General features: G+C 64.9%; 20 protein-coding genes, 2 tRNA genes and 1 pseudogene. 17 read left to right on the top strand and 6 right to left on the bottom strand.

All coding sequences use genetic code 11. From position 1 onward, the window contains the following. Positions 1–12 precede the first annotated feature (12 nt). Both purE and gpmA read right to left on the bottom strand, forming a co-directional pair. Positions 13–510 carry a 5-(carboxyamino)imidazole ribonucleotide mutase gene (gene purE, locus KK137_RS12665; protein ID WP_250893846.1) on the bottom strand — a complete coding sequence of 166 codons (498 nt, stop codon included), beginning with the start codon at positions 508–510 and terminating at the stop codon, positions 13–15. Between the two features lies 1 nt (position 511). Next, a complete protein-coding gene (gene gpmA / locus KK137_RS12660) occupies positions 512–1,198 on the bottom strand; it encodes a 2,3-diphosphoglycerate-dependent phosphoglycerate mutase (protein WP_214536839.1) in 687 nt (228 codons plus the stop codon). A 274-nt stretch (positions 1,199–1,472) separates the two neighbouring features. Here gpmA and KK137_RS12655 point away from each other — a divergent pair. The 3 genes from KK137_RS12655 (at position 1,473) to KK137_RS12645 (ending at position 3,619) form a co-directional block, all read left to right on the top strand. Continuing rightward, positions 1,473–1,547: transfer RNA gene (locus KK137_RS12655), tRNA-Thr, on the top strand. A gap of 57 nt (positions 1,548–1,604) precedes the next feature. After that, positions 1,605–2,084, top strand: coding sequence for a PH domain-containing protein (locus KK137_RS12650; protein WP_214536836.1), 480 nt, complete (start codon positions 1,605–1,607; stop codon positions 2,082–2,084). After that, positions 2,081–3,619 (top strand): PH domain-containing protein, encoded by a 1,539-nt coding sequence (locus KK137_RS12645; RefSeq protein ID WP_214536835.1) that lies wholly within the window; start codon positions 2,081–2,083, stop codon positions 3,617–3,619. The genes KK137_RS12650 and KK137_RS12645 overlap by 4 nt, the downstream gene beginning before the upstream one ends. Here the strand turns inward: KK137_RS12645 and KK137_RS12640 are convergent, their stop codons facing one another. Next, positions 3,620–3,925, bottom strand: a complete 306-nt coding sequence (locus tag KK137_RS12640; RefSeq protein WP_338028072.1) for a GNAT family N-acetyltransferase — start codon at positions 3,923–3,925, stop codon at positions 3,620–3,622. A gap of 54 nt (positions 3,926–3,979) precedes the next feature. Here KK137_RS12640 and KK137_RS12635 point away from each other — a divergent pair, with 54 nt between their 5' ends. Then, a complete protein-coding gene (locus KK137_RS12635) occupies positions 3,980–4,975 on the top strand; it encodes a threonine aldolase family protein (protein ID WP_214536833.1) in 996 nt (331 codons plus the stop codon). A 5-nt stretch (positions 4,976–4,980) separates the two neighbouring features. Next, positions 4,981–5,910, top strand: coding sequence for a DMT family transporter (locus KK137_RS12630; RefSeq protein ID WP_214536831.1), 930 nt, complete (start codon positions 4,981–4,983; stop codon positions 5,908–5,910). Here KK137_RS12630 and KK137_RS12625 read toward each other — a convergent pair. Further along, on the bottom strand, positions 5,873–6,664 hold the full coding sequence (locus KK137_RS12625) for a Rossmann-fold NAD(P)-binding domain-containing protein (protein WP_214536829.1): 792 nt from the start codon (positions 6,662–6,664) through the stop codon (positions 5,873–5,875). The two genes, KK137_RS12630 and KK137_RS12625, sit on opposite strands and share 38 nt — an antisense overlap. A gap of 52 nt (positions 6,665–6,716) precedes the next feature. On the opposite strand from KK137_RS12625, the gene pepN reads away from it, so the two are divergent. From pepN to KK137_RS16895, 7 genes and pseudogenes are all read left to right on the top strand, one after another. Beyond that, on the top strand, positions 6,717–9,374 hold the full coding sequence (gene pepN, locus KK137_RS12620) for an aminopeptidase N (protein WP_214536827.1): 2,658 nt from the start codon (positions 6,717–6,719) through the stop codon (positions 9,372–9,374). Next, entirely contained in the window at positions 9,367–10,143 is a 777-nt protein-coding gene (gene pgeF / locus KK137_RS12615) for a peptidoglycan editing factor PgeF (RefSeq protein ID WP_214536825.1), read from the top strand. The genes pepN and pgeF overlap by 8 nt, the downstream gene beginning before the upstream one ends. 200 nt (positions 10,144–10,343) lie before the next feature. Further along, positions 10,344–10,889 (top strand): ubiquinol-cytochrome c reductase iron-sulfur subunit, encoded by a 546-nt coding sequence (petA, locus tag KK137_RS12610; protein ID WP_214537507.1) that lies wholly within the window; start codon positions 10,344–10,346, stop codon positions 10,887–10,889. Then, a complete protein-coding gene (locus KK137_RS12605; protein ID WP_214536823.1) occupies positions 10,889–12,181 on the top strand; it encodes a cytochrome b in 1,293 nt (430 codons plus the stop codon). The genes petA and KK137_RS12605 overlap by 1 nt, the downstream gene beginning before the upstream one ends. A 28-nt stretch (positions 12,182–12,209) precedes the next feature. Then, positions 12,210–13,061: a cytochrome c1 gene (locus tag KK137_RS12600; RefSeq protein ID WP_214536822.1), complete on the top strand. Its 852-nt coding sequence runs from the start codon at positions 12,210–12,212 to the stop codon at positions 13,059–13,061. Continuing rightward, on the top strand, positions 13,058–13,594 hold the full coding sequence (locus KK137_RS12595) for an adenine phosphoribosyltransferase (protein ID WP_214536821.1): 537 nt from the start codon (positions 13,058–13,060) through the stop codon (positions 13,592–13,594). Before KK137_RS12600 ends, KK137_RS12595 begins: the two co-directional genes overlap by 4 nt. 165 nt (positions 13,595–13,759) lie before the next feature. Further along, a pseudogene (locus KK137_RS16895) lies at positions 13,760–14,023 on the top strand (GFA family protein); the annotation flags it as partial. 7 nt (positions 14,024–14,030) lie between these two features. On the opposite strand, the gene KK137_RS12585 reads toward KK137_RS16895, so the two are convergent. Then, complete coding sequence (locus tag KK137_RS12585; protein ID WP_214536820.1) at positions 14,031–15,074, bottom strand: AI-2E family transporter; 1,044 nt, start codon at positions 15,072–15,074, stop codon at positions 14,031–14,033. A 179-nt stretch (positions 15,075–15,253) separates the two neighbouring features. Between KK137_RS12585 and KK137_RS12580 the strand changes: the two genes are divergently transcribed. After that, positions 15,254–15,327 (top strand) — tRNA-Gly (locus KK137_RS12580). A 6-nt stretch (positions 15,328–15,333) separates the two neighbouring features. Here KK137_RS12580 and panC read toward each other — a convergent pair. Beyond that, positions 15,334–16,185 (bottom strand): pantoate--beta-alanine ligase, encoded by an 852-nt coding sequence (gene panC / locus KK137_RS12575; protein ID WP_214536819.1) that lies wholly within the window; start codon positions 16,183–16,185, stop codon positions 15,334–15,336. 73 nt (positions 16,186–16,258) lie between these two features. On the opposite strand from panC, the gene KK137_RS12570 reads away from it, so the two are divergent. Genes KK137_RS12570 through KK137_RS12555 form a run of 4 tightly spaced genes read left to right on the top strand, consistent with a single transcriptional unit; the run spans position 16,259 to position 19,624 of the window. Next, complete coding sequence (locus KK137_RS12570) at positions 16,259–17,062, top strand: division plane positioning ATPase MipZ (protein WP_214536818.1); 804 nt, start codon at positions 16,259–16,261, stop codon at positions 17,060–17,062. A gap of 3 nt (positions 17,063–17,065) precedes the next feature. After that, positions 17,066–17,350, top strand: a complete 285-nt coding sequence (locus KK137_RS12565; protein WP_214536817.1) for a J domain-containing protein — start codon at positions 17,066–17,068, stop codon at positions 17,348–17,350. 15 nt (positions 17,351–17,365) lie between these two features. Further along, positions 17,366–18,769, top strand: coding sequence for a phosphoglucomutase/phosphomannomutase PgmG (pgmG, locus tag KK137_RS12560; RefSeq protein ID WP_214536815.1), 1,404 nt, complete (start codon positions 17,366–17,368; stop codon positions 18,767–18,769). A gap of 6 nt (positions 18,770–18,775) precedes the next feature. After that, complete coding sequence (locus KK137_RS12555) at positions 18,776–19,624, top strand: arylamine N-acetyltransferase family protein (RefSeq protein ID WP_214536814.1); 849 nt, start codon at positions 18,776–18,778, stop codon at positions 19,622–19,624. The last annotated feature ends 7 nt before the right edge of the window (positions 19,625–19,631 follow it).

Here is a 19,631-nt window from a genome sequence, read left to right as displayed (position 1 = left end):
GGGGTCACTTGTTCAGGAATCGGCCGGCTTCTCGGCCACGGCTTCGGTCTGCGCCGCGCGCCAGGCCTGAAGCTTTTCGGACAGGGCGGAATCCGACAGTGCGAGCACCGCTGCGGCCAGCAGGCCCGCATTGGTCGCCCCGGCGTCTCCGATCGCCAGCGTGCCGACAGGAATTCCGGCGGGCATCTGCACGATCGAGAGCAGGCTGTCCTTGCCCGAAAGCGCCTTCGACATGACGGGCACGCCGAACACCGGCAAGTGCGTCATGCTGGCGACCATACCGGGCAGGTGGGCGGCGCCACCCGCTCCGGCGATGATCACCTGGAAGCCTTCCGCGGCCGCGCCCTTGGCGAAGTCCACCAGTCGTTCGGGCGTGCGGTGGGCAGAGACGATCCGCGCCTCGTAGGCGACCCCGAGCTGGTCGAGCACTTTCGCGGCATGGCCCATGGTCGGCCAGTCGGACTGGCTGCCCATCACGATGGCGACTTTCGGAGCTGGGGCTCCCCCCATTTTAGCGATCCTTCAGGTAGTGGCGCTCGCCGGCGAGCATCTTGTCGTCGAAGTCGTAGACGATCGGTTCCCCGGTGGGAATCTCCAGTCCGGTGATGTCCTCATCCGAGATGCCCGAGAGGTGCTTCACCAGCGCCCGCAGCGAGTTTCCGTGGGCCGAGACGATGACCGTCTCTCCGTTGGCAAGTTCGGGCATGATCGCGGCTTCCCAGTAAGGCAGCACGCGCTCAATCGTCAGCTTGAGGCTCTCGGTGGCCGGCACGTCGAGCCCGGCATAGCGGGGGTCGGCGGAGAGATCGTATTCACTGCCCGCCTCGAGCACCGGCGGCGGCACGTCGAAGCTGCGGCGCCAGACCTTGACCTGCTCCTCGCCATGCCTGGCCGCCGTCTCCGCCTTGTTGAGGCCGGTCAGGCCGCCATAGTGCCGTTCGTTGAGGCGCCAGTCCTTGGTCTCGGGGATCCACAGCCGGCCGCAAGCCTCGAGTGCGAGGTGCAGCGTCTTGATCGCGCGGGTCTGCAGTGAGGTGAATGCGCGGGTTGGCAACAAGCCGGTGCCGGCCAGCAGTTCGCCCGCGGCTTTCGCCTCGGTCACGCCCTTTTCGGTGAGGTCGACATCCCACCAGCCGGTGAATCGATTCTCCAGGTTCCACTGGCTTTGGCCGTGGCGGACGAGGATCAGGCTGGGCACGGGGACGGACGCTCCTGCAATATTGAGCGCGAGCCGTTAGCGGGGCGGCTCTTTTTTGGAAAGGGCTTCGCCCTCTGTACGATTCTCGAGCTCGCGCGACTGAACCTTACGCCGCCTTAGGTTTTCCCGCAGCTTGGCGGCCAGCCTTTCTTCGCGAGACATGCTTTGCCGGTCTTCACTCATCGGCAATGCCTAGCCGCTATTTGCAGGGTCGCTCAAGCACCGCTTGACATCGCGAAGCGGCGCGACAATAGCGCGCGCCTCTTCAGCAGGCGCTGCTGTAGCTCAGTGGTAGAGCGCACCCTTGGTAAGGGTGAGGTCGGGAGTTCAATCCTCCCCAGCAGCACCATTCCCGCGATTCCAGATTTCCTTGCCATCGGCAGGTGTGTTGTCCATCTAGGGCACCATGCAACAGTCCGACCGCGACGGGGACGAGCTGACCCCGCTTCATCCGAATTACGTGAAGTCGCTGCGCGTCAGTTGGCTGATCGGCACTTTGCCATTCGTGATCGGGGCGCTGGGGCTTGAAGTCGCCGGCGTCCTGCCGCGCGGGTCCTTCATCGTGCCGGTGCTGCTAGTCGCGCTCTATGCCATCGTTCGCGTGCCGCTGACACGCTACCAGGCGCGCGGGTACCAGATGGGTGGGGACCGGCTGCGCGTGGTGCGGGGCCTGTTGTTCCGGTCCGACACCGTGGTGCCGTTCGGCCGCGTCCAGCACATCGACGTCCACCAAGGCCCCGTCGAGCGGGGCTATGGCCTCGCGACGCTGGTGCTCCACACCGCCGGCAACCATAACGCTTCGGTCCGCCTGCCGGGCCTGACTCATGACGACGCAGTGGCGATGCGCGAACACATTCGCGCGCACGTCAAGCGCGAGACGATGTGAACCAAGACGTTGCAGACGAACGAGGGGGCTGGCGGCGTGCAAGCCCGCTGAGCTTTGCTGTGCAGGGCCTGATGGGCCTGCGCAACGCCATCCTCCCGGTCATCGCCGTGCTGTTCGGCTCGCGCAATTGGGATGGGGCCGGGATGGCGATATTGCCAATTCTGGGAGCGGTCCTGCTCCTCAGTCTCGGCGGCGGCTGGCTGGTCTGGCGCAAGACCCGCTATCGCCTGGGTGAGAGCGACGTCAGGATCGAGGGCGGCATCATCAACCGCACCGCCCGATCGGTTCCCTATGAACGGATACAGGACGTCAGCCTCGAACAGAAGCTGTTGCCGCGCTTGCTGGGCCTGGTCGAAGTCAAGTTTGAGACCGGCGCTGGTGGAAAAGACGAGCTCAAGCTGGCCTTCGTCACCGAGGCCGAAGGCGCCGCTCTTCGCGAGGCGGTGCGGGAGCGGCGGGACGGAGTTCGCACAGGCCCGCTGTCTGAAAGCGAAGGGTCCCTTGCGCCCGAGACCCGCACTCTCTTTGCGATGGACCTTCGCCGGTTAGTCACCTTTGGGCTGTTCGAATTCTCGCTCGTCGTTTTCGCGGTGGTTGCGGGCGCGGCGCAGCAGTTCGACTTTCTGCTCCCGTTCGATGTCTGGGACGCCGACAAGTGGATGGAGTTGCTAGCCGGGCCGGGGCACTGGATCGCCGGGCTGGGGATCGCCACGCAGGCGATTGCCGTTTCGATAGCCCTGGCGGCGTTCTCGATTCTCGGTCTGGTCACCGGGCTCTCCCGCACGGTCCTGCGCGACTACGGCTTCCGGCTGGAGGAAACTCCCAAGGGCCTGCGTCGCCGGCGCGGACTGCTCACCCGCACCGACGTGCTGATGCCGGTGCACCGCGTCCAGGCCCTGGCGGTCACGACTGGCATCGTCCGCCGCCGCTTGGGCTGGCATGCGCTGGAGGTGGTCAGCCTGTCGCAGGATGCGACGTCGGGCAGCCACGTCGTCGTGCCGTTCGCCCAAATGGAAGAGATCGCTCCGGTCGTCACGGTAGCAGGCTTCGCCTTGCCCGGTCCCGAGATGTCATGGCACCGCCCGAGTCCGAAATACCACTTCGACAACGCCGCCATGGGTGTAAGCGTATTGGCGGCAGCGGCCCTGGCGGCGGGTCTGCTCGGCACGTTGCTGCCGTTCCTCGCTCCGATGGCCCAAATCGCGCAGGGCGTGTTCGTGCTGTTGGCCGGCTTCTCTGCGGTTCGCGAGTACTTCCTCTGGCGTCATGACCGTCACGCAATCGACGGCCGGCACGTCTTCGTCAGCCGCGGCTGGTTGGCGCCGAGGCTCGACATTGCCTCGCGCCTGAAGCTGCAGACGGTGGAGATTCGGCAGGGTCCGATCGCCCGGCGGCGAGGATACGCCAATCTCGACTTCGGAGTGGCGGGCGGAGCGCTGGGCATGCACGGCATTCCGCTTGAAACGGCGCGAGAGATTCGGGCCGCGGTGATCGAAACGCTTGCCCGGGTCGACTTCTCCCGACTGCCAGGCTGATCAGCTCGGTAGTTCCGCAAGGAGATCGGCCCATTCCGGATGCCGACGAAATTGCGCCTCGACGTAGCTGCACTGCGGGTCGATCGTGAAACCCTGCGCCCGCGCGTCGGCGATCAAGGCTTCGACCAGCTGCTGGGCGATGCCTTTGCCGCGCATCTCCGGCGGGACAAATGTGTGGCTGGCGATCCTGGCCGGACCGCGCGCGACCCAGGTCAGTTCCGCGGCGCGATCGATGCCGGGGAGGGTGGCCCGATAAGACCCGTGATGGACCTCATCCGTCCTGACGATTTCGATTGGCTGCACCACGGTTAATCGATCTCCTTATTGCGTCGAACAATCGGCCAAGCCATGGCGTTCCCCATGCGATTCCTCTCAGACAATTCCGCCGCGGTCCATCCGCAAGTCTGGGAAGCAATGAAGAAGGCGGATTCGCCGGACACACCATACGACACGGATGCTCTGAGCCGCCGGCTGGACGAGGCGTTCGGGGCGTTGTTCGGGCGCGAAGTCGCGGCGCTGTGGGTTGCTTCGGGCACGGCGGCCAATTGCCTCGCCCTTTCGACCATGGTCCAGCCGCACGGCGCGGTGCTGTGCCATCGCGAAGCTCATATCGAGATGGACGAAGGCGGCGCACCCGGATTCTACCTACACGGCGCCAAGCTGGTGCTGGCCGAAGGCGAGCACGCAAAGCTCACGTCCGCTTCGATTCTCGAAGCGCTCGATGCGATCCGTGATGACGTGCATCAGGTGCAGGTCCACGCGCTCTCGCTGACCCAAGCGAGCGAATATGGCTGCAGCTATCAGCCCTCGGAGCTGACCGACCTGACCGCGCTCGCCCGATCGCGGAGGCTGAAGGTGCAGATGGACGGCGCGCGTTTTGCCAATGCGGTCGCCTGGCTCGGCTGCTCGCCCGCTGAAGCTTGCGGCGACGTCGATGCGCTGAGCTTCGGGTGCGTCAAGAACGGCGGGATGAGCGCCGAGGCGATCGTGTTCTTCGACCCGGCGCTGGCCGACGTCGCCCGCTTTCGCCGCAAGCGCGCCGGGCACTTGCAATCGAAGGGCCGCTTCCTCGCGGCGCAGATTCTGGCGATGCTCGAAGGCGATCTGTGGCTTGCCAACGCACGCGCAGCCAATGCCGCTGCGGGAGAGATCGCAGGGGCCGCGGGCGGTCGTCTGTTGCACCCGGTCGAGGCGAATGAGGTTTTCCTGCGTTGCACGGCGACCGAGCGGGACGCGCTCCGAACCCAGGGCTTCGGCTTCTACGACTGGGGGACGGAGGCCGCCCGCTTCGTTGCGGCCTGGGACACGAAGGAAGAGGACGCCCGGGCTCTTGGCCGGGCCATCGCTGCGCTGTGAGCGCGGTGACGACCGCGGCTCGCAAGCATGCCCTGCTGCGGGCGGACATCGCCCTCCCGTTCCTGCTCGTCGCGTTGATCTGGGGGTCGACCTGGTTTGTCATCAAGGACCAGCTCGCCGCGGCTCCGCCAAGCTGGTCGGTTACCTACCGCTTCGCTATCGCCGCCGCCGGGATGTTCGCGCTAGCGGCCTATACCGGCAGCCGCTTCAGGATGACTACGAAAGGGCACCTGCTGGCCCTGACCATCGGGCTCACCCAGTTCTGCCTCAACTTCAATCTGGTCTATCGCGCCGAGATCCACCTCACGTCGGGTATCGTCGCGGTCCTGTTCGGGCTGCTGATGCTGCCCAATGCGCTGTTCGGACGAATTTTCCTCGGACAGGAGATCACGCGACGATTCCTGACCGGGTCGCTGATCGGTCTGGGCGGGATCGCACTTCTGCTGATCCACGAGGCCCGCGAGGCGCCACCGACGGGGCGCGTGGCGTTGGGCATTGTCCTTACCGCGGCGGCAATCCTCTCTGCCTCGACCGCGAACATTCTCCAGGCGAGCGAGAAGGCGCGCAGGCAGCCTCTGCTCCTGTTGCTGGCCTGGGCCATGCTGTGGGGGGCGCTGATCGATGCCGCGTTTGCGTGGACGGTCTACGGACCGCCGGTCTTTCCGCAGAGCGCGCGCTATTGGGGTGGCGTGGCGTACCTCGCGATTATCGGCTCTGTCGTCACGTTCCCGCTCTACTTCCGCCTGATTCGCGACCTTGGACCGGGGAGGGCAGCTTATAATGGCGTGCTCGTGCCTGTCATCGCGATGGGGATCTCGACAGTGTTCGAAGGCTACAGCTGGTCGGCCTTGGCGCTCGCTGGGGGCGCCTTGGCCATGGCCGGCATGGTCGTCGCGCTCAGGGGGCGGAGCGCACCGATGCCAGGCAAAACCTGAGCCCGCTGCGAAAGTCCGCATAGCGGGGCTGCCAGCCAAGCACGCGCTTGGCTTTGCCGTTCGCGACCCTGCGGTTCTCCGAATAGAACGCCCGCGCTTGCGGCGAGAGCCCCGCCTCGTCGAGTGACACGAGTGGCAGAAGGGGCCGGGCGAGCAGGCGACAAGCCTCCTCGATTATGGCGTTCTGGCTCGAGGGCCTATCGTCGGCGAGGTTGTAGGCCCCTGCGGGCCCGTCGAACCCTGCCATTACACCGGCGGCAATGTCATCGACGTGGACCCGGCTGAAGACCTGGGCGGGCAAGTCGATACGATGAGCCCGGCCTTGGATCACCCGCTCCAGCGCGCTTCTGCCGGGCCCGTAGATTCCGGGCAGCCGGAACACGCGGGCGCTGCGTTCCAGCCAGGCCGAATCGGCTTCAGCCCGCGCCGAGCGGCGGCCCCTACCGGTCGGCGCGCTCTCGTCGACCCAGGCTCCGCCAGTGTCTCCGTAAACGCCAGTGGAAGAGAGGTAGCCGAGCCAGCCCTGATCAAGCGCGTCACCGTAGCGGAGCAGAACGGGATCGCCATGCTCGCTGGGCGGTACCGACGAAAGCACATGGTCCGCGACGCCAAGCGCGGCACGCACGCGCGCCTCATCTTCGAACGGCAGCTCTCCGTCTTGTCCCGTCGCGGTCACGCGCCAGCCGCGCGCCTCCGCCGCCTGTCGGATACGTTTTGCAGAATAGCCGAGGCCGAAGATGAACAGATGTGGCATTGGCTCGTTGTATCGATTGGAGGAGCCAACGAAAGGACTTAGGGAGCCCATCATGGATATCGCTCGCACGCCCTCCACGCCCGACGGCAATCCCGAAATGGCCGACGCCCCTCCGGAGCCGACGAAGGCGCCCCAGCTGATCCAGCGAGAGGACTATGCGCCCTTCGCATGGCTGGTGCCCGAGGTTGCGCTCCGTTTCGACCTGGGCATCGAACGGACGCGGGTCCACTCAGCCCTGACCGTCCAGCGCAACGCCAGGGCTAACACCGCCGAGTTCATTCGGCTGGAGGGGGACGGGATCACTCCGCTCGAAGTCACTGTCGATGGAGAGGCGATCAACAGCTGGAGCATGGACGACGGGGACCTGATGGTTCCGCTGTCCGGGGATACGCATCAGATCGAGATCGTGACCGAGATCGACCCCTCGGCCAATACCCAGCTCATGGGCCTCTTCGCCTCGAACGGGATGCTCTGTACCCAATGCGAGGCGGAAGGGTTCCGGCGAATCACATTCTTCCCGGACAGGCCCGACGTTCTCTCGGTCTACAGCGTGCGGATGTCCGGATCGAAGGACCAGTTCCCGATTCTGCTGTGCAACGGCAATCTCAAAGCGTCCGGCGAAAGGCCTGACGGGACCCACTGGGCCGAATGGCACGACCCCTGGCCCAAGCCCAGCTACCTCTTCGCGCTCGTCGCCGGGGACCTGGTGGCGAATCGTGACACGTTCACTACCTCGTCAGGCCGCGAGGTCGAACTCGCGATCTGGGTTCGGGACGGCGACCTTGAGCGAACCGACCACGCGATGGATTCGCTCAAGCGGGCGATGAAGTGGGACGAGGAGACGTTCGGCCGCGAGTACGATCTCGACACCTTCAACGTGGTGGCAGTCAGCGACTTCAACATGGGGGCGATGGAGAACAAGGGCCTCAACATCTTCAACACCAAGTATGTCCTGGCCGATCGGGCCACCGCCACGGATGGTGACTACGACGCGATCGAAGGGGTCATGGCCCATGAGTACTTTCACAACTGGTCGGGCAACCGCGTCACCTGCCGCGACTGGTTCCAGCTTAGCCTGAAGGAAGGCTTCACGGTCCTGCGCGACCAGTTGTTCAGCCAGGACATGGGCTCCGAATCGGTCAAGCGGATCGAAGACGTTCGGGTGCTACGGGCGGTGCAGTTTCCGGAGGACAGCGGGCCGCTGGCTCACCCGATCCGCCCCGACAGCTATCGCGAAATCTCAAACTTCTACACTTCGACGGTCTACAACAAGGGCGCCGAAGTCATTCGCATGATGCGCACAATGTGCGGGCCCGAACGATTCCGCTCGGGTTGCGATCTCTATTTCGACCGGCACGACGGGCAGGCCGCGACTTGTGAGGATTTCATCACCGCGATCGAGGATGGCGCCGGTCTCGACCTTCGCCAATTCCGCCTCTGGTATCGTCAGGCGGGTACGCCCAAGGTCAAGGTGCGCCTCGAGCACGATGGCGACACCGCCACGCTGCACCTCAGCCAGGACGTTCCGCCGACGCCCGGCCAGCCGGAAAAACTTCCGGTGCCGATTCCTCTGCGCCTGGCGCTGTTCGACAGGGAATCGGGGGAGCACGAGGGCGAGCAGCTGGTAATTCTCGAGCATGCTCAAGCGAGCTTGACCTTCTCTGGATTCGCCGCGCCGCCGGTGCTTTCGATCAATCGCGGCTTCTCGGCGCCGGTCGCGATCGAGCGTGACACCCCGGTAGAGGATCTGGTGTTCCTCGCGGCGAACGATGACGATCCGTTTGCCCGCTACGAAGCGATGCAGGACCTGGTGGTTGCCTATTTGCGCGACGCCGCGAGTGGCGCGCTGGCGTCCGAGCGGCGAGCGGCCGGGCAGCAAGCGATCTTGTCGGCCTTCGCCAGCGCCGTGACGGATGAGGCGCTCGACGATCTCATGCGCGGGGAGTTGTTGATCCTTCCCGGGCACTCGTACATTTCCGAGCAGCTGGCAGTGGCTGACCCGCTGGCTATTCATCAGGAGCGGGAGGGGCTGAAGGCCCTGCTGGGATCAAGACTCCAAACCGAGTTCGCAGCGATGCACGCGCGGGCGAGCGCGATTTCCGACGGGTCTGATGCGGTTGCCCGTGGAGCCCGCAAGGTCAAGACACAGGCGCTGGTTTACCTCGCTGCCGGGGTCCCGGAACGCGCCAAGGAGATCGCGGCCGCCCAGTACGATACGGCTACCAACATGACCGACCGTCTCGGCGCGCTCATGGTTCTCGCGGGACTGCGGTCACCTGAGCGCACCGACAAGATTCTCGATTTCTACACCCGCTTCCGCGACAACCCGCTGGTGATCGACAAGTGGTTTGCCATCCAGGCACAGTCGCTCCATCCGGATGTGATCGAGCACGTCAAGGCGCTGGCAAAGCATCCGGACTTCAACATCCGCAATCCCAATCGGGTGCGTTCGCTCTTCATGGCTTTCACCGGGGCGCCGCAGGGTTTCCATGCCGCGTCGGGCGAGGGCTATCGCCTGATCGCGGACTTGATTCTCGAACTCGACCCGATCAACCCCCAGACCGCCGCGCGCTTCGTGGCTCCGCTCGGGCGGTGGCGGCGGACCGAGCGGGACCGCGCCACACTGATGCGCGCTGAATTGGAGCGAATCTCCAAAGCGCCAAAGCTCAGTCGCGACACGTTCGAGCAGGTGACGCGTAGCCTTGGCTGACGCAGGCAGTCCAGGGCAGGTCGAGGTTACTCGATCCGGCGCGCTCGCGGGGATTCCCCACGGGTTCCTTGGCCGCTGTGGCGGCGTGTCCGAGGGCGTGGTCGCGGGGCTCAACGTCGGCCTCGGCGCGGATGACGCCGGCGATGCCGTGGCGGAGAATCGCCGTCGGGCCGTGGCAGCGATCCAACCCGGGGCGAGCCTCGTCACCGTCTACCAGGTCCATTCCCCCCACGCCGTTATCGTCGACGAGCCCTGGCCGGAGGACGCGCGGCCGCGCGCCGATGCCCTGGTTACCGACCGCTCAGGTCTCCTGCTCGCCGTCGTGACCGCCGATTGCGCCCCCGTCCTCCTTGCCGATGCGGAAGCGGGTGTGATCGGGGCGTCGCATGCCGGCTGGCGCGGAGCCCAGGGCGGCGTGCTCGAAAGCACCGTGGCGGCCATGGAACGGCTGGGTGCGGATCGCGAAAGAATTGTGGCGGCGATCGGCCCGGCGATCGCGCAGGCGAGCTACGAAGTCGATTCCCAGTTCCGCGATGCCTTCGATGCTGCCGACGGGTGCTTCTTCGTGGCGGGGCGGGATGGGCACTGGCAGTTCGACCTTGAAGCCTATGTTGCCCACCGCTTGCGGGGTGCGGGAGTGGGCCGGATCGACCCTCTCCACCTCGACACCTACGCCGACGACAGGCACTTCTTTTCCTTCCGCCGGGCCACTCATCGTGGCGAACCGAACTATGGACGGCAATTCTCGTTGATCGGACTTCCCGGATAGCCTGTCAAAATACGGCCAAAATGCCTGTTGGCATGTAGGGTTCGCTCGTCTATCAGCCCGGCCAAGTCGGCTCCCCGGGGCTTTATTTCGGGCGCCGGCTGGTCGAATTTCTTCGGTCCCGCGCAGGGGGTTCACCCGCGGGGGCCGGCAGGCAAGGCAAGGTAATGGCAACCACCACTGGCACCGCCCAACCCGAAGCGATGGCCGAAGGGGAAGGCGTAAGGCGTCGCGATTTTATCGAGATCGCCGCAGTCTCCGCAGCAGGCGTCGCTGGCGCAGCAGTCCTCATTCCGCTGATCAGTCAGATGGCGCCGTCGAAGGACGTCCTGGCCGAATCCACGACGGAGCTGGACATTTCCGCGATTCAGCCGGGACAGGCGATCAAGGCCGTGTTCCGCAAGCAGCCGCTGTTCGTGCGCAACCTGACGCCGCACGAAATCCAGCAGGCCGAAGCGGTTCCGATCGACACCCTGCGCGATCCGCAGACCTTGCTCGAGCGGACCAAGGAGGGCCACGGCAACTGGCTCGTCACCATGGGCGTCTGCACCCACCTGGGCTGTGTGCCGCTGGGCGCGGGCGAAGGTGAGAATCGCGGTGAGTTCGGCGGTTATTTCTGTCCGTGCCACGGGTCGCACTACGACACCGCGGGCCGCATCCGCAAAGGCCCCGCGCCGAAGAACCTGGAGGTGCCGTCGTACGTGTTCACCTCTGACACCCACCTCGTGATTGGGCAGGAGTCGGCCTGATGAGCTTCCCTTGGGCCAAGCAGTATGAACCCAAGGCGCCGCTGATGCGGTACCTTGACGAGAAGCTGCCGCTTCCGCGTTTCCTCTACAATGCCGTCGGCGGCGGATATCCCGTGCCGCGCAATCTCAATTACTGGTGGAATTTCGGCGTCCTCGCCGGTTTCTGCCTCGTCCTGCAGATCGTCACGGGCGTGATCCTGGCGATGCACTTCGCGGCGAACGCAGGTGTCGCTTTCAATTCGGTCGAGCACATCATGCGCGACGTGAACTGGGGCTGGATGCTGCGTTACGCGCACGCCAACGGGGCAAGCTTCTTCTTCATCGTCATCTACATCCACATCTTCCGCGGCTTCTTCTACGGCTCGTACAAGGCCCCTCGCGAGATGGTCTGGCTGCTCGGCGTTGTCATCTTCCTGCTGCTGATGGCGACGGCCTTCATGGGTTACGTCCTTCCCTGGGGACAGATGAGCTTCTGGGGTGCCAAGGTGATCACCGGCCTGTTCGGTGCGATCCCGATCGTCGGTGAGCCGATCCAGATTTGGCTGCTCGGCGGCTATGCGCCGGACAACGCCGCGCTGAACCGCTTCTTCTCGCTGCACTTCCTGCTGCCGTTCGTTATCGCCGGCGTGGTGATCCTGCACATCTGGGCGCTGCACATCCCGGGTTCGTCGAACCCGACGGGCGTCGAGATCAAGAGCGAGAGCGACACCATCCCGTTCCACCCGTACTACACGGCCAAGGACGGTTTCGGGCTCGGCGTGTTTCTCATCGCCTACTGCCTGATGGTATTCTTCCTGCCGAACTTCATGGGTCACCCGGACAACTACATCCCGGCGAACCCGCTTTCGACGCCGGCGCACATCGTGCCCGAATGGTACTTCTGGCCGTTCTACGCGATCCTGCGCGCCTTCACCGCGGACATCCTGTTCGTCCCGGCCAAGCTGCTCGGCGTGCTGGCGATGTTCTCGTCGATCCTGGTGTGGTTCTTCCTGCCGTGGCTGGACAAGTCGCCTGTCCGTTCGGGCCACTACCGTCCGGTATTCAAGAAGTTCTTCTGGGTCCTGGTCGTCGACATGGCGGTGCTGTTCTACTGCGGTGGCGCGCCGGCTGAAGAGCCGTACGTGATGCTCAGCCAGATCGCGACGGCCTATTACTTCCTGCACTTCCTCGTCATTCTGCCGATCGTTTCGATGATCGAGCGGCCGAACCCGCTGCCCTTCTCGATCACCGAGGCGGTACTCGGATCGGACGACAAGGCCGTGATGGCCGCCAACGCGACACCTGCAACCTGAGCGCGCGGAACAAGAGAAAGATTACGCAATGATCCGGCTGATCGGCTTTTTCGTAGGTGTCGCCTTTACGGTGGCGGTGCTGTGGGCTTTCGCCACCGGCGCCTACACCGCGGCGACCGAGCCCGCGGCTCCGACCGCGGAACATGAGTTCCACCGCACTCCGCGGCCGCTCCACTTGGCCAGCGATGGCCCGTTCGGGCGCTGGGACCTGCAGCAGCTGCAGCGCGGCTACCAGGTCTACAAGGAAGTCTGCTCGGCTTGTCACTCGCTCAAGTACGTCGCGTTCCGTGACCTCGCCCAACTCGGCTACACCGAAGCCGAGGTGAAGGCCACGGCCGCGAGCTGGACGGTGCCTGGCATCGATCCGGTCACCGGCGAGACCAACACCCGTCCGGGCACGCCCACCGACTACTTCCCGTCGCCGTTCCCGAACGACATTGCCGCTCGCGCCGCGAACAACAATGCGATCCCGCCGGACCTGTCGCTGATGACCAAGGCCCGCCACGATGGCGCGGCTTACGTCCACTCGCTGCTGACCGGTTACCAGGATCAGCCGGCAGAGCTGCTCAAGAAGTTCCCTGACGCCAAGACCGGCCCCGGGCTGCACTACAACCCGTACTTCGCGAACCTCAACCTCGCGATGGCCCCGCCGCTTTCGGATGACCAGGTGACTTACGCCGACGGCACGAAGGCCACGGTCGACCAGATGGCGACGGACGTCGCGGCGTTCCTGACCTGGACGGCCGAGCCGAGCCTGATCAAGCGCAAGCAGACGGGTTGGGCGGTCATGATTTTCCTGGTCTTCGCCACGATCCTCGCCTGGTTCGCCAAGAAGCAGGTCTGGGCGCCGATCACGCCGAAGCGGCCCAAGAAGGATTGAGTCCGGCCGATATCAAGGGGCTGATCCGCACGGTTCCGGACTTTCCGGCGGCAGGGATACAGTTCCGCGATATCACCACCCTGATTGCCCACGGCAAAGGCTTCGCCGCGACGATCGACCACTTGGTCGAACGCGCGGCGAAGACTCGTTCTGGCGCTGTCGCCGGGATCGAGGCGCGGGGCTTCATCTTCGGCGCTGCTATTGCAGCCCGACTGGGCCTGGGCTTCATTCCGGTCCGCAAGGCCGGGAAGCTGCCGGTCGAAGCGCTCGGAATCGATTATTCGCTCGAATACGGCTCGGCGAGGATCGAGATCGATTCCGGCGCGATCGAGCAGGGTGAACGTGTCCTCCTCGTCGATGACCTGATCGCAACGGGAGGCACCGCGCTCGCCGGGGCAAAACTCTTGCGGCAGGCGGGCGCCGTGGTCGATCACGCGCTCTTTGTGATCGATCTCCCTGACCTGGGAGGAGCCGCCGCGCTCCGCGCCGCCGGGGTCGCTGCCGAAGCGCTGATCGACTTTTCCGGCCACTGAGCCTGACGCTCTTGAGGGACCTTGATCTATGACCCTTCGGGGGATCTGCCTGTGCCAGGCGGTCGGATATGAGGCCGATCAACTCGATATATGGCGATCGTGCATTGCCACTGCGCGACTTGCCGAAAGGCGCACGCAAGTGCCTAAACCTCGACGGCGGGCGTTCAGAAGGCGCACTTCAAAGTCACTAAGGGCGAGGGCAAGCTTGCCTCCCACGAATCCTCGCCCGGCAAGTTGCGGCACTTTTGCGCGAATTGTGGCACCCATCTTTGGGCAGAGCGGGCCGGCCAGGCCCACGTCATCTTTCGCGTGGCCACGCTGGACGACGATCCGGGACAGCGTCCGCAGGTCCATATCTGGACTTCGCACGACGTCGATTGGCTCGATCCGTCATGCCCGTCATACCCCGAAGGGCCGCCGGGCCGCTGATCGAGCTTTAGACCGTGGCCTCGCTGTCGGAGGGCCAGAGCTCGCGAATGACGATCAACAGGCCCGCCATGATGACCGGTCCGACGAATATCCCCACCAGCCCGAATGAGCCCAGGCCGCCAAACACCCCGATGAAGGCAAACAGCAGCGGCAGGTGCAGCTTGGCCCCCACCAGATACGGCGTGACGAAGTTGTCTCCAATCACCATCACCGCGGCGCCGTAAGCGAACAGCAGGGCCGCGGAGAACGGCTGGCCCGTGATGGCCAGGTAAACCGAGACAACGCTGAAGACGGCCCAGGCGCCAAACGGCAGCATCGCGAAAGCCGCGGTCAGGAAACCGAGAAATACCGGATGCGGCACTCCGGCGATCGCGTAGGCGCCGCCGATCAGCGCGCCTTCCGCAATCGCCACAACGATGGTTCCGATCACGGTCCCGCGCACGGCCATGACAAGCTCGTCGGAGAACCGCTCGCCAAACGGACCCAACTGATGTTGGGCCAAGCTCCGCGCCTGGGCGCCTAGCTTCTCTCCATCGCGCAGGATGAAAAACAGAGCCATCAGACCGACCAGCAACAAGAGCGAGCGGCTGAGGATCCCACTGCCGGTCGCCAGCGCCCATTCGGCCGCGGTGCCCAAAGCGGATTCGGTCATGCCGTTCATGAGAGCGTCGGGCTGCTGGAGATGAAGCTGCCACCACAGGGCTGCCCTGTGGCCCACCAGCGGCAAGCCCGGAAGCCAATCCGGAGCCGGGACCCCAATTGTTTGCGCCCGGCTCAGCCAGTCGAGCAGCGCCTGCCCCTGGGCGGCAACCTCGATCAACGCGACGGTCAGCGGCAGGATAAAGGCCAGCCCGGTAGCGAGCGTGATGCCGAGCGGTACGAACACCCGCCTGCGCAGCCCGTCGCCAGGTCCGGCCCAGCGTTGGTTCAGTGGCCACAGCGCGATGGCGAGGATCACCCCGAAAACGAGCGGCAGCAAAAAGGCTCCGGCGGTCCAGAGCGCCAGGGCGAGCATGGCCCAAAGCAGTACGTGACGGCTCGACACAGGCATGATGTAAGTGCCTCGGCCTATTACGGTCTTGCTCGTGTACTGGCGGCTCCACGCGCGCGCCACGGATTTTCGTAGGTGGGGTCACCTAGTTCGAGGGATCGGCCCAAACCCGCTTCTGGCGGTTGACGCGGGCACCCCACAAGTGGCAAGCGGCAGCCCGGCCCCAGGGCCGCCACGGCGCGGGTATAGCATAGTGGTAATGCACTAGCCTTCCAAGCTAGCTAGAGGGGTTCGATTCCCCTTACCCGCTCCAGCTTCTTCAGTTCACAGCCATGTTGTCGATCAGCCGGGTCCCTCCGATCCGGGCCGCGACGAAGAGGCGCGCGGGCGCCTTGCCAAGCTCTTTGAGCGACTGCAGGCTCTGCGCGTCCGCCAGCTCCGCATAATCGACGCTCGCGAAGCCGGCCTTGAGCAAGCCCACTCGCAACTGCTCCAGGGCCACCAGCACGTCGCCGCCAGATCCAATTGCCTGTGTGGCATCACGCATCAGGCGCGGCAGGGCAGCGGCGCGGGCGCGATCTTCCGGCGAGAGGTAGCGATTGCGGCTGCTCATCGCGAGGCCGTCCGCCTCGCGAACGATCGGCACGCCGGCGATACGGTCCGCGAAGGGCTGGGTGAAATCGAGATCGCGCGCCATGCGGCGGATGATCGCCAGTTGCTGCCAGTCCTTCTCGCCGAAAAGCGCAATGTCGGGACGAACCTGGCCGAACAGTTTCGCCACGACCGTCGCCACCCCGTCGAAATGGCCGGGCCGGGAGGCACCGCACAGGACCGCGCTTAGGCCGCTGACCGAAACGTTCGTGGCGAACCCGCGCGGATAAACCTCTTCCACTCCCGGCGCCCACAGCAGGTCGACCCCTTCGGCCTCGAGCAGGCGCGAGTCTTCAGCGAGTTGGCGCGGATAGGCGTCGAGGTCCTCGTTGGGGCCGAACTGCGTCGGATTGACGAAGATCGACACTACCACCGATGCCGCGAGCCGCTTCGCCTCGCGCACCAGTGTCAGATGGCCGTCATGCAGCGCGCCCATGGTCGGGACGAGCGCGATTTCCCCGGTTCGTCGCAAACTGTCCACAGCCGAGCGCAGGTCAGGGAGCCGGTTGACGGTATGCACGGGAGCAGCCCTCCGATAAGACGTTCGCGGGTGCAGTAGCCCTGTGCCGCAAACAGAGAAAGCCCATCGAAACGTGAAAGCCGCTCCGCATCGCATCGTCTTCGCCAACGAGAAAGGCGGCACCGGCAAGTCCACCACGGCGGTGCATGTCGCCGTGGCGCTGGCTTATCAGGGGGCGAAAGTCGCGGCGATCGACCTCGATCCGCGGCAACGCACGTTATTCCGCTATTTCGAAAATCGCATCGAGACTCAGAAAAGGCGCGGCATCGAGTTGCCGGGCGGCGCCTTTGGCGTCTTCACTGGCGACAGCGTCGAGGCGCTTGAAGAGCAGGCCGCCGAACTGGGGCAGGACGCCGATTTCATCGTGTTCGACACCCCGGGGCGCGACGATCCCTTCGCCCGCCACGCGGCCACCCAGGCGGACACGCTCGTCACGCCGATGAACGACAGCTTCGTCGATTTCGACTTGATCGGCCAGGTCGATGCCGAGACCTTCAAGGTCCGCCGGCTGAGCTTCTATGCCGAACTCATCTGGGAAGCCCGCAAGGCTCGCGCGATGAAGCAGCTGCAGGAAGCGCGGCGGGAGATGGATTGGGTCGTGGTCCGGAACCGCGTCCAACATACCGACGCCCGCAACCAACGGCGCATCGACCAGGCGCTGACGGAACTCTCGAAGCGTGTAGGGTTCCGCGTGGCGCACGGACTTTCGGAGCGGGTGATTTATCGCGAGTTGTTTCCTTCAGGACTTACGCTGCTCGATAAGGGGCAACTCGGCGAACTCGGCACCAGCCACCTCGTGGCACGGCAGGAGCTGCGTACCTTGGTCGCCAACCTGCACCTGCCCATGCCGGACGCCGCACGGAGCAAGGCGGCCTGAGTCATGGTACGGCTCCTGTTCTTCGTCGCCCTGGGCGTACTCGCCTGGCGGGCGCTCACTGGGCGGTGGCCGTGGGAACCGAAAGTCTCGGCGCGCGCTCAAGCGGTGTTCCGCGCGCGTAAGCTGCTGGGGGTCTCCAGCAACGCTTCGCGTGAGGAGATTCTGACTGCCCACCGGCAGCTTGCCGCCCTGGTCCATCCCGACCGTGGCGGCAGCAACGATCAGATGCACGAGGCCAACGCCGCGCGCGACTTGTTGTTGGACGAGCTGCCACATCAACTCGACTAGCCCTAAGGAGTCCCGATGCCGCACAAGTTCCACCCCACCGTGCTTCGGGAATACGATATCCGCGGAGTGATTGGCGAAACCCTGGGCCCGGATGACGCGCGTGCGATCGGGCGAAGCTTTGGAACGCTGTTGCGCCGGGCCGGCGGCAAGCTGGTGGCGGTTGGCTATGACGGTCGTGTCAGTTCACCGATCCTCGAACACGCCCTTGTCGAGGGACTTACCGCGAGCGGATGCGACGTGCGGCGGATCGGCCTCGGGCCCACACCGATGCTTTATTACGCCGAAGCGTCAGCTGAAGAGGTGGATGGCGGCATTCAGATAACCGGCAGCCATAATCCCGCCAATTACAACGGCTTCAAGATGGTATTCCAGGGGCGCCCGTTCTTCGGCGACCAGATCCAGACCATTGGCCGGATGGCGGCCAAAGGCGACTGGGACGGCGGAACCGGCAGCATCGAAAGTATCGAAGTTCTTCACGAGTACGTCGACCGGCTCGTCGAAGGGCTCAAGGACATTCCCACCGAGCGGCTCGCGGGCCTGCGGATCGGCTGGGATGCCGGCAATGGGGCTGCGGGCCCCGCGCTCGACTTGCTGGTCGATCGCCTGCCGGGTGAGCACTTCACGCTGTACACCGAAGTCGATGGGAGTTTTCCGAACCATCACCCTGATCCTACTGTCCCGGAAAACCTGGAAGACCTGCGCAAGCTTGTCGCGGACAAGAAGCTCGATTTCGGAATCGCTTTCGACGGCGACGGCGATCGAATCGGGGCGATTGACGGCGAAGGCCGGGTGATCTGGGGCGATCAGCTGCTGATGATCTATGCCGAAGACCTGCTCAAGCGCTTGCCCGGATCCACGATCATCGCCGATGTGAAGGCTAGCCGCGCGCTGTTCGATCGCGTGGCGGAGCTTGGTGGCAAGCCGCTGATGTGGAAGACGGGCCACAGTCTTATTAAGTCCAAAATGAAGGAAATTCATGCTCCGCTGGCGGGGGAAATGAGCGGACACATCTTCTTCGCCGACGAGTATTACGGGTACGACGACGCACTTTACGGCGCGATTCGCCTGATCGCGGCCTCGGCTCGGCTGGGCAAGTCGGTGACTCAGCTGCGGAGCGACATGCCCCAGATGCTCAACACTCCGGAGATGCGCTTCCAGGTCGATGAAAGCCGTAAGTTCGCGGCAATCGAAGAGGTCAAGCAGCGCCTCCAGGGGACCGACGCGCAAGTGAACGACACCGATGGCGTGCGCGTAACGACGCCCGACGGTTGGTGGCTGCTGCGCGCCTCGAACACCCAGGACGTGCTCGTCGCACGAGCCGAAAGCTACACGCAGGAGGGACTCGACCGCCTGCTGGCGCAGATCGACAGCCAGCTCGAGGCCTCCGGGCTTGAACGAGGACCGCAGGCAGGTCACTGAGGGCCGGTGGACTCAAGACTTGCGGCTTATCTCGAACGCATCGGCCTGGCCGCAATCCCTTCGCCGGATGCGGTAGGGCTGGAGGCGCTGCTGGTCGCGCATCGCGAGGCGATCGCGTTCGAAAACCTCGACATCCCGCTCGGCCGTCCGATTGCGATCGACAGTGACAGCGTCTTCGCGAAGCTGGTGACCAACCGGCGTGGAGGGTACTGCTTCGAACAGAACCGCCTCCTTGCCGACATGCTCGAGCTTCTGGGCTTGCCTAGCCGCCCTTTGCTGGCGCGGGTGCGGTTGGGTGCCGCCCACGGGGACCATCCTCCGCGAACCCACGTGCTGTTACTGATCGAGATCGAAGGCAGTCCGTGGATTGCCGACGCGGGTTTCGGCGGGAGCTACGTTCCCGCGCTGCCACTGGCCGTAGGAGCGCCGGCAGACACGGCGGATGGCGCGCGTCATCGTTTGCGCCGGGTCGGCGAACTGGGTTCGCTCGCAGGCGAATGGCTGCTTGAGAGGGCCGGAGCGCACGACACGACCGATGGCCGCGCGCACCCGCACGAAGACTGGCAACCGCAATATTCTTTCGACCTAGCGCAAGTGGCGCCTGACGATCTCGTCCAGGCCAACCACTGGACTTCCACGGCGCCCACCTCGCGCTTTACCAGCTTGTGCGTCGCCACTCGGGTTTTGCCCGGGGGTTTCGCGGGCCTGACCGACCGTGCGCTGCGCATCAGCGGCGGCAAGTCCGAAGCTCGCGAGATTCCCGACGCGCAAGCCTACGTAGAAACCCTGCGCGAGACGTTCGGCCTAGAATTGCCAATCGAGGCCATCGAGCGCTGGCCGATCTTCGCAACCTGAAACGGTG

It is taken from the genome of Croceibacterium selenioxidans (assembly GCF_018599195.1).
In the GTDB taxonomy this organism is placed as follows: Bacteria; Pseudomonadota; Alphaproteobacteria; order Sphingomonadales; family Sphingomonadaceae; genus Croceibacterium_A; species Croceibacterium_A selenioxidans.
This window is presented reverse-complemented; position numbering and strand designations above follow the sequence as displayed.

Coding starts and splice junctions, on each gene's coding strand:
- purE (WP_250893846.1), bottom strand. CDS start 510: ATGGGGGGAGCCCCAGCTCCGAAAGTCGCCATCGTGATGGGCAGCCAG.
- KK137_RS12650 (WP_214536836.1), top strand. CDS start 1,605: ATGCAACAGTCCGACCGCGACGGGGACGAGCTGACCCCGCTTCATCCG.
- KK137_RS12635 (WP_214536833.1), top strand. CDS start 3,980: ATGCGATTCCTCTCAGACAATTCCGCCGCGGTCCATCCGCAAGTCTGG.
- KK137_RS12625 (WP_214536829.1), bottom strand. CDS start 6,664: ATGCCACATCTGTTCATCTTCGGCCTCGGCTATTCTGCAAAACGTATC.
- pepN (WP_214536827.1), top strand. CDS start 6,717: ATGGATATCGCTCGCACGCCCTCCACGCCCGACGGCAATCCCGAAATG.
- petA (WP_214537507.1), top strand. CDS start 10,344: ATGGCCGAAGGGGAAGGCGTAAGGCGTCGCGATTTTATCGAGATCGCC.
- KK137_RS12605 (WP_214536823.1), top strand. CDS start 10,889: ATGAGCTTCCCTTGGGCCAAGCAGTATGAACCCAAGGCGCCGCTGATG.
- KK137_RS12600 (WP_214536822.1), top strand. CDS start 12,210: ATGATCCGGCTGATCGGCTTTTTCGTAGGTGTCGCCTTTACGGTGGCG.
- KK137_RS12585 (WP_214536820.1), bottom strand. CDS start 15,074: ATGCCTGTGTCGAGCCGTCACGTACTGCTTTGGGCCATGCTCGCCCTG.
- KK137_RS12565 (WP_214536817.1), top strand. CDS start 17,066: ATGGTACGGCTCCTGTTCTTCGTCGCCCTGGGCGTACTCGCCTGGCGG.
- pgmG (WP_214536815.1), top strand. CDS start 17,366: ATGCCGCACAAGTTCCACCCCACCGTGCTTCGGGAATACGATATCCGC.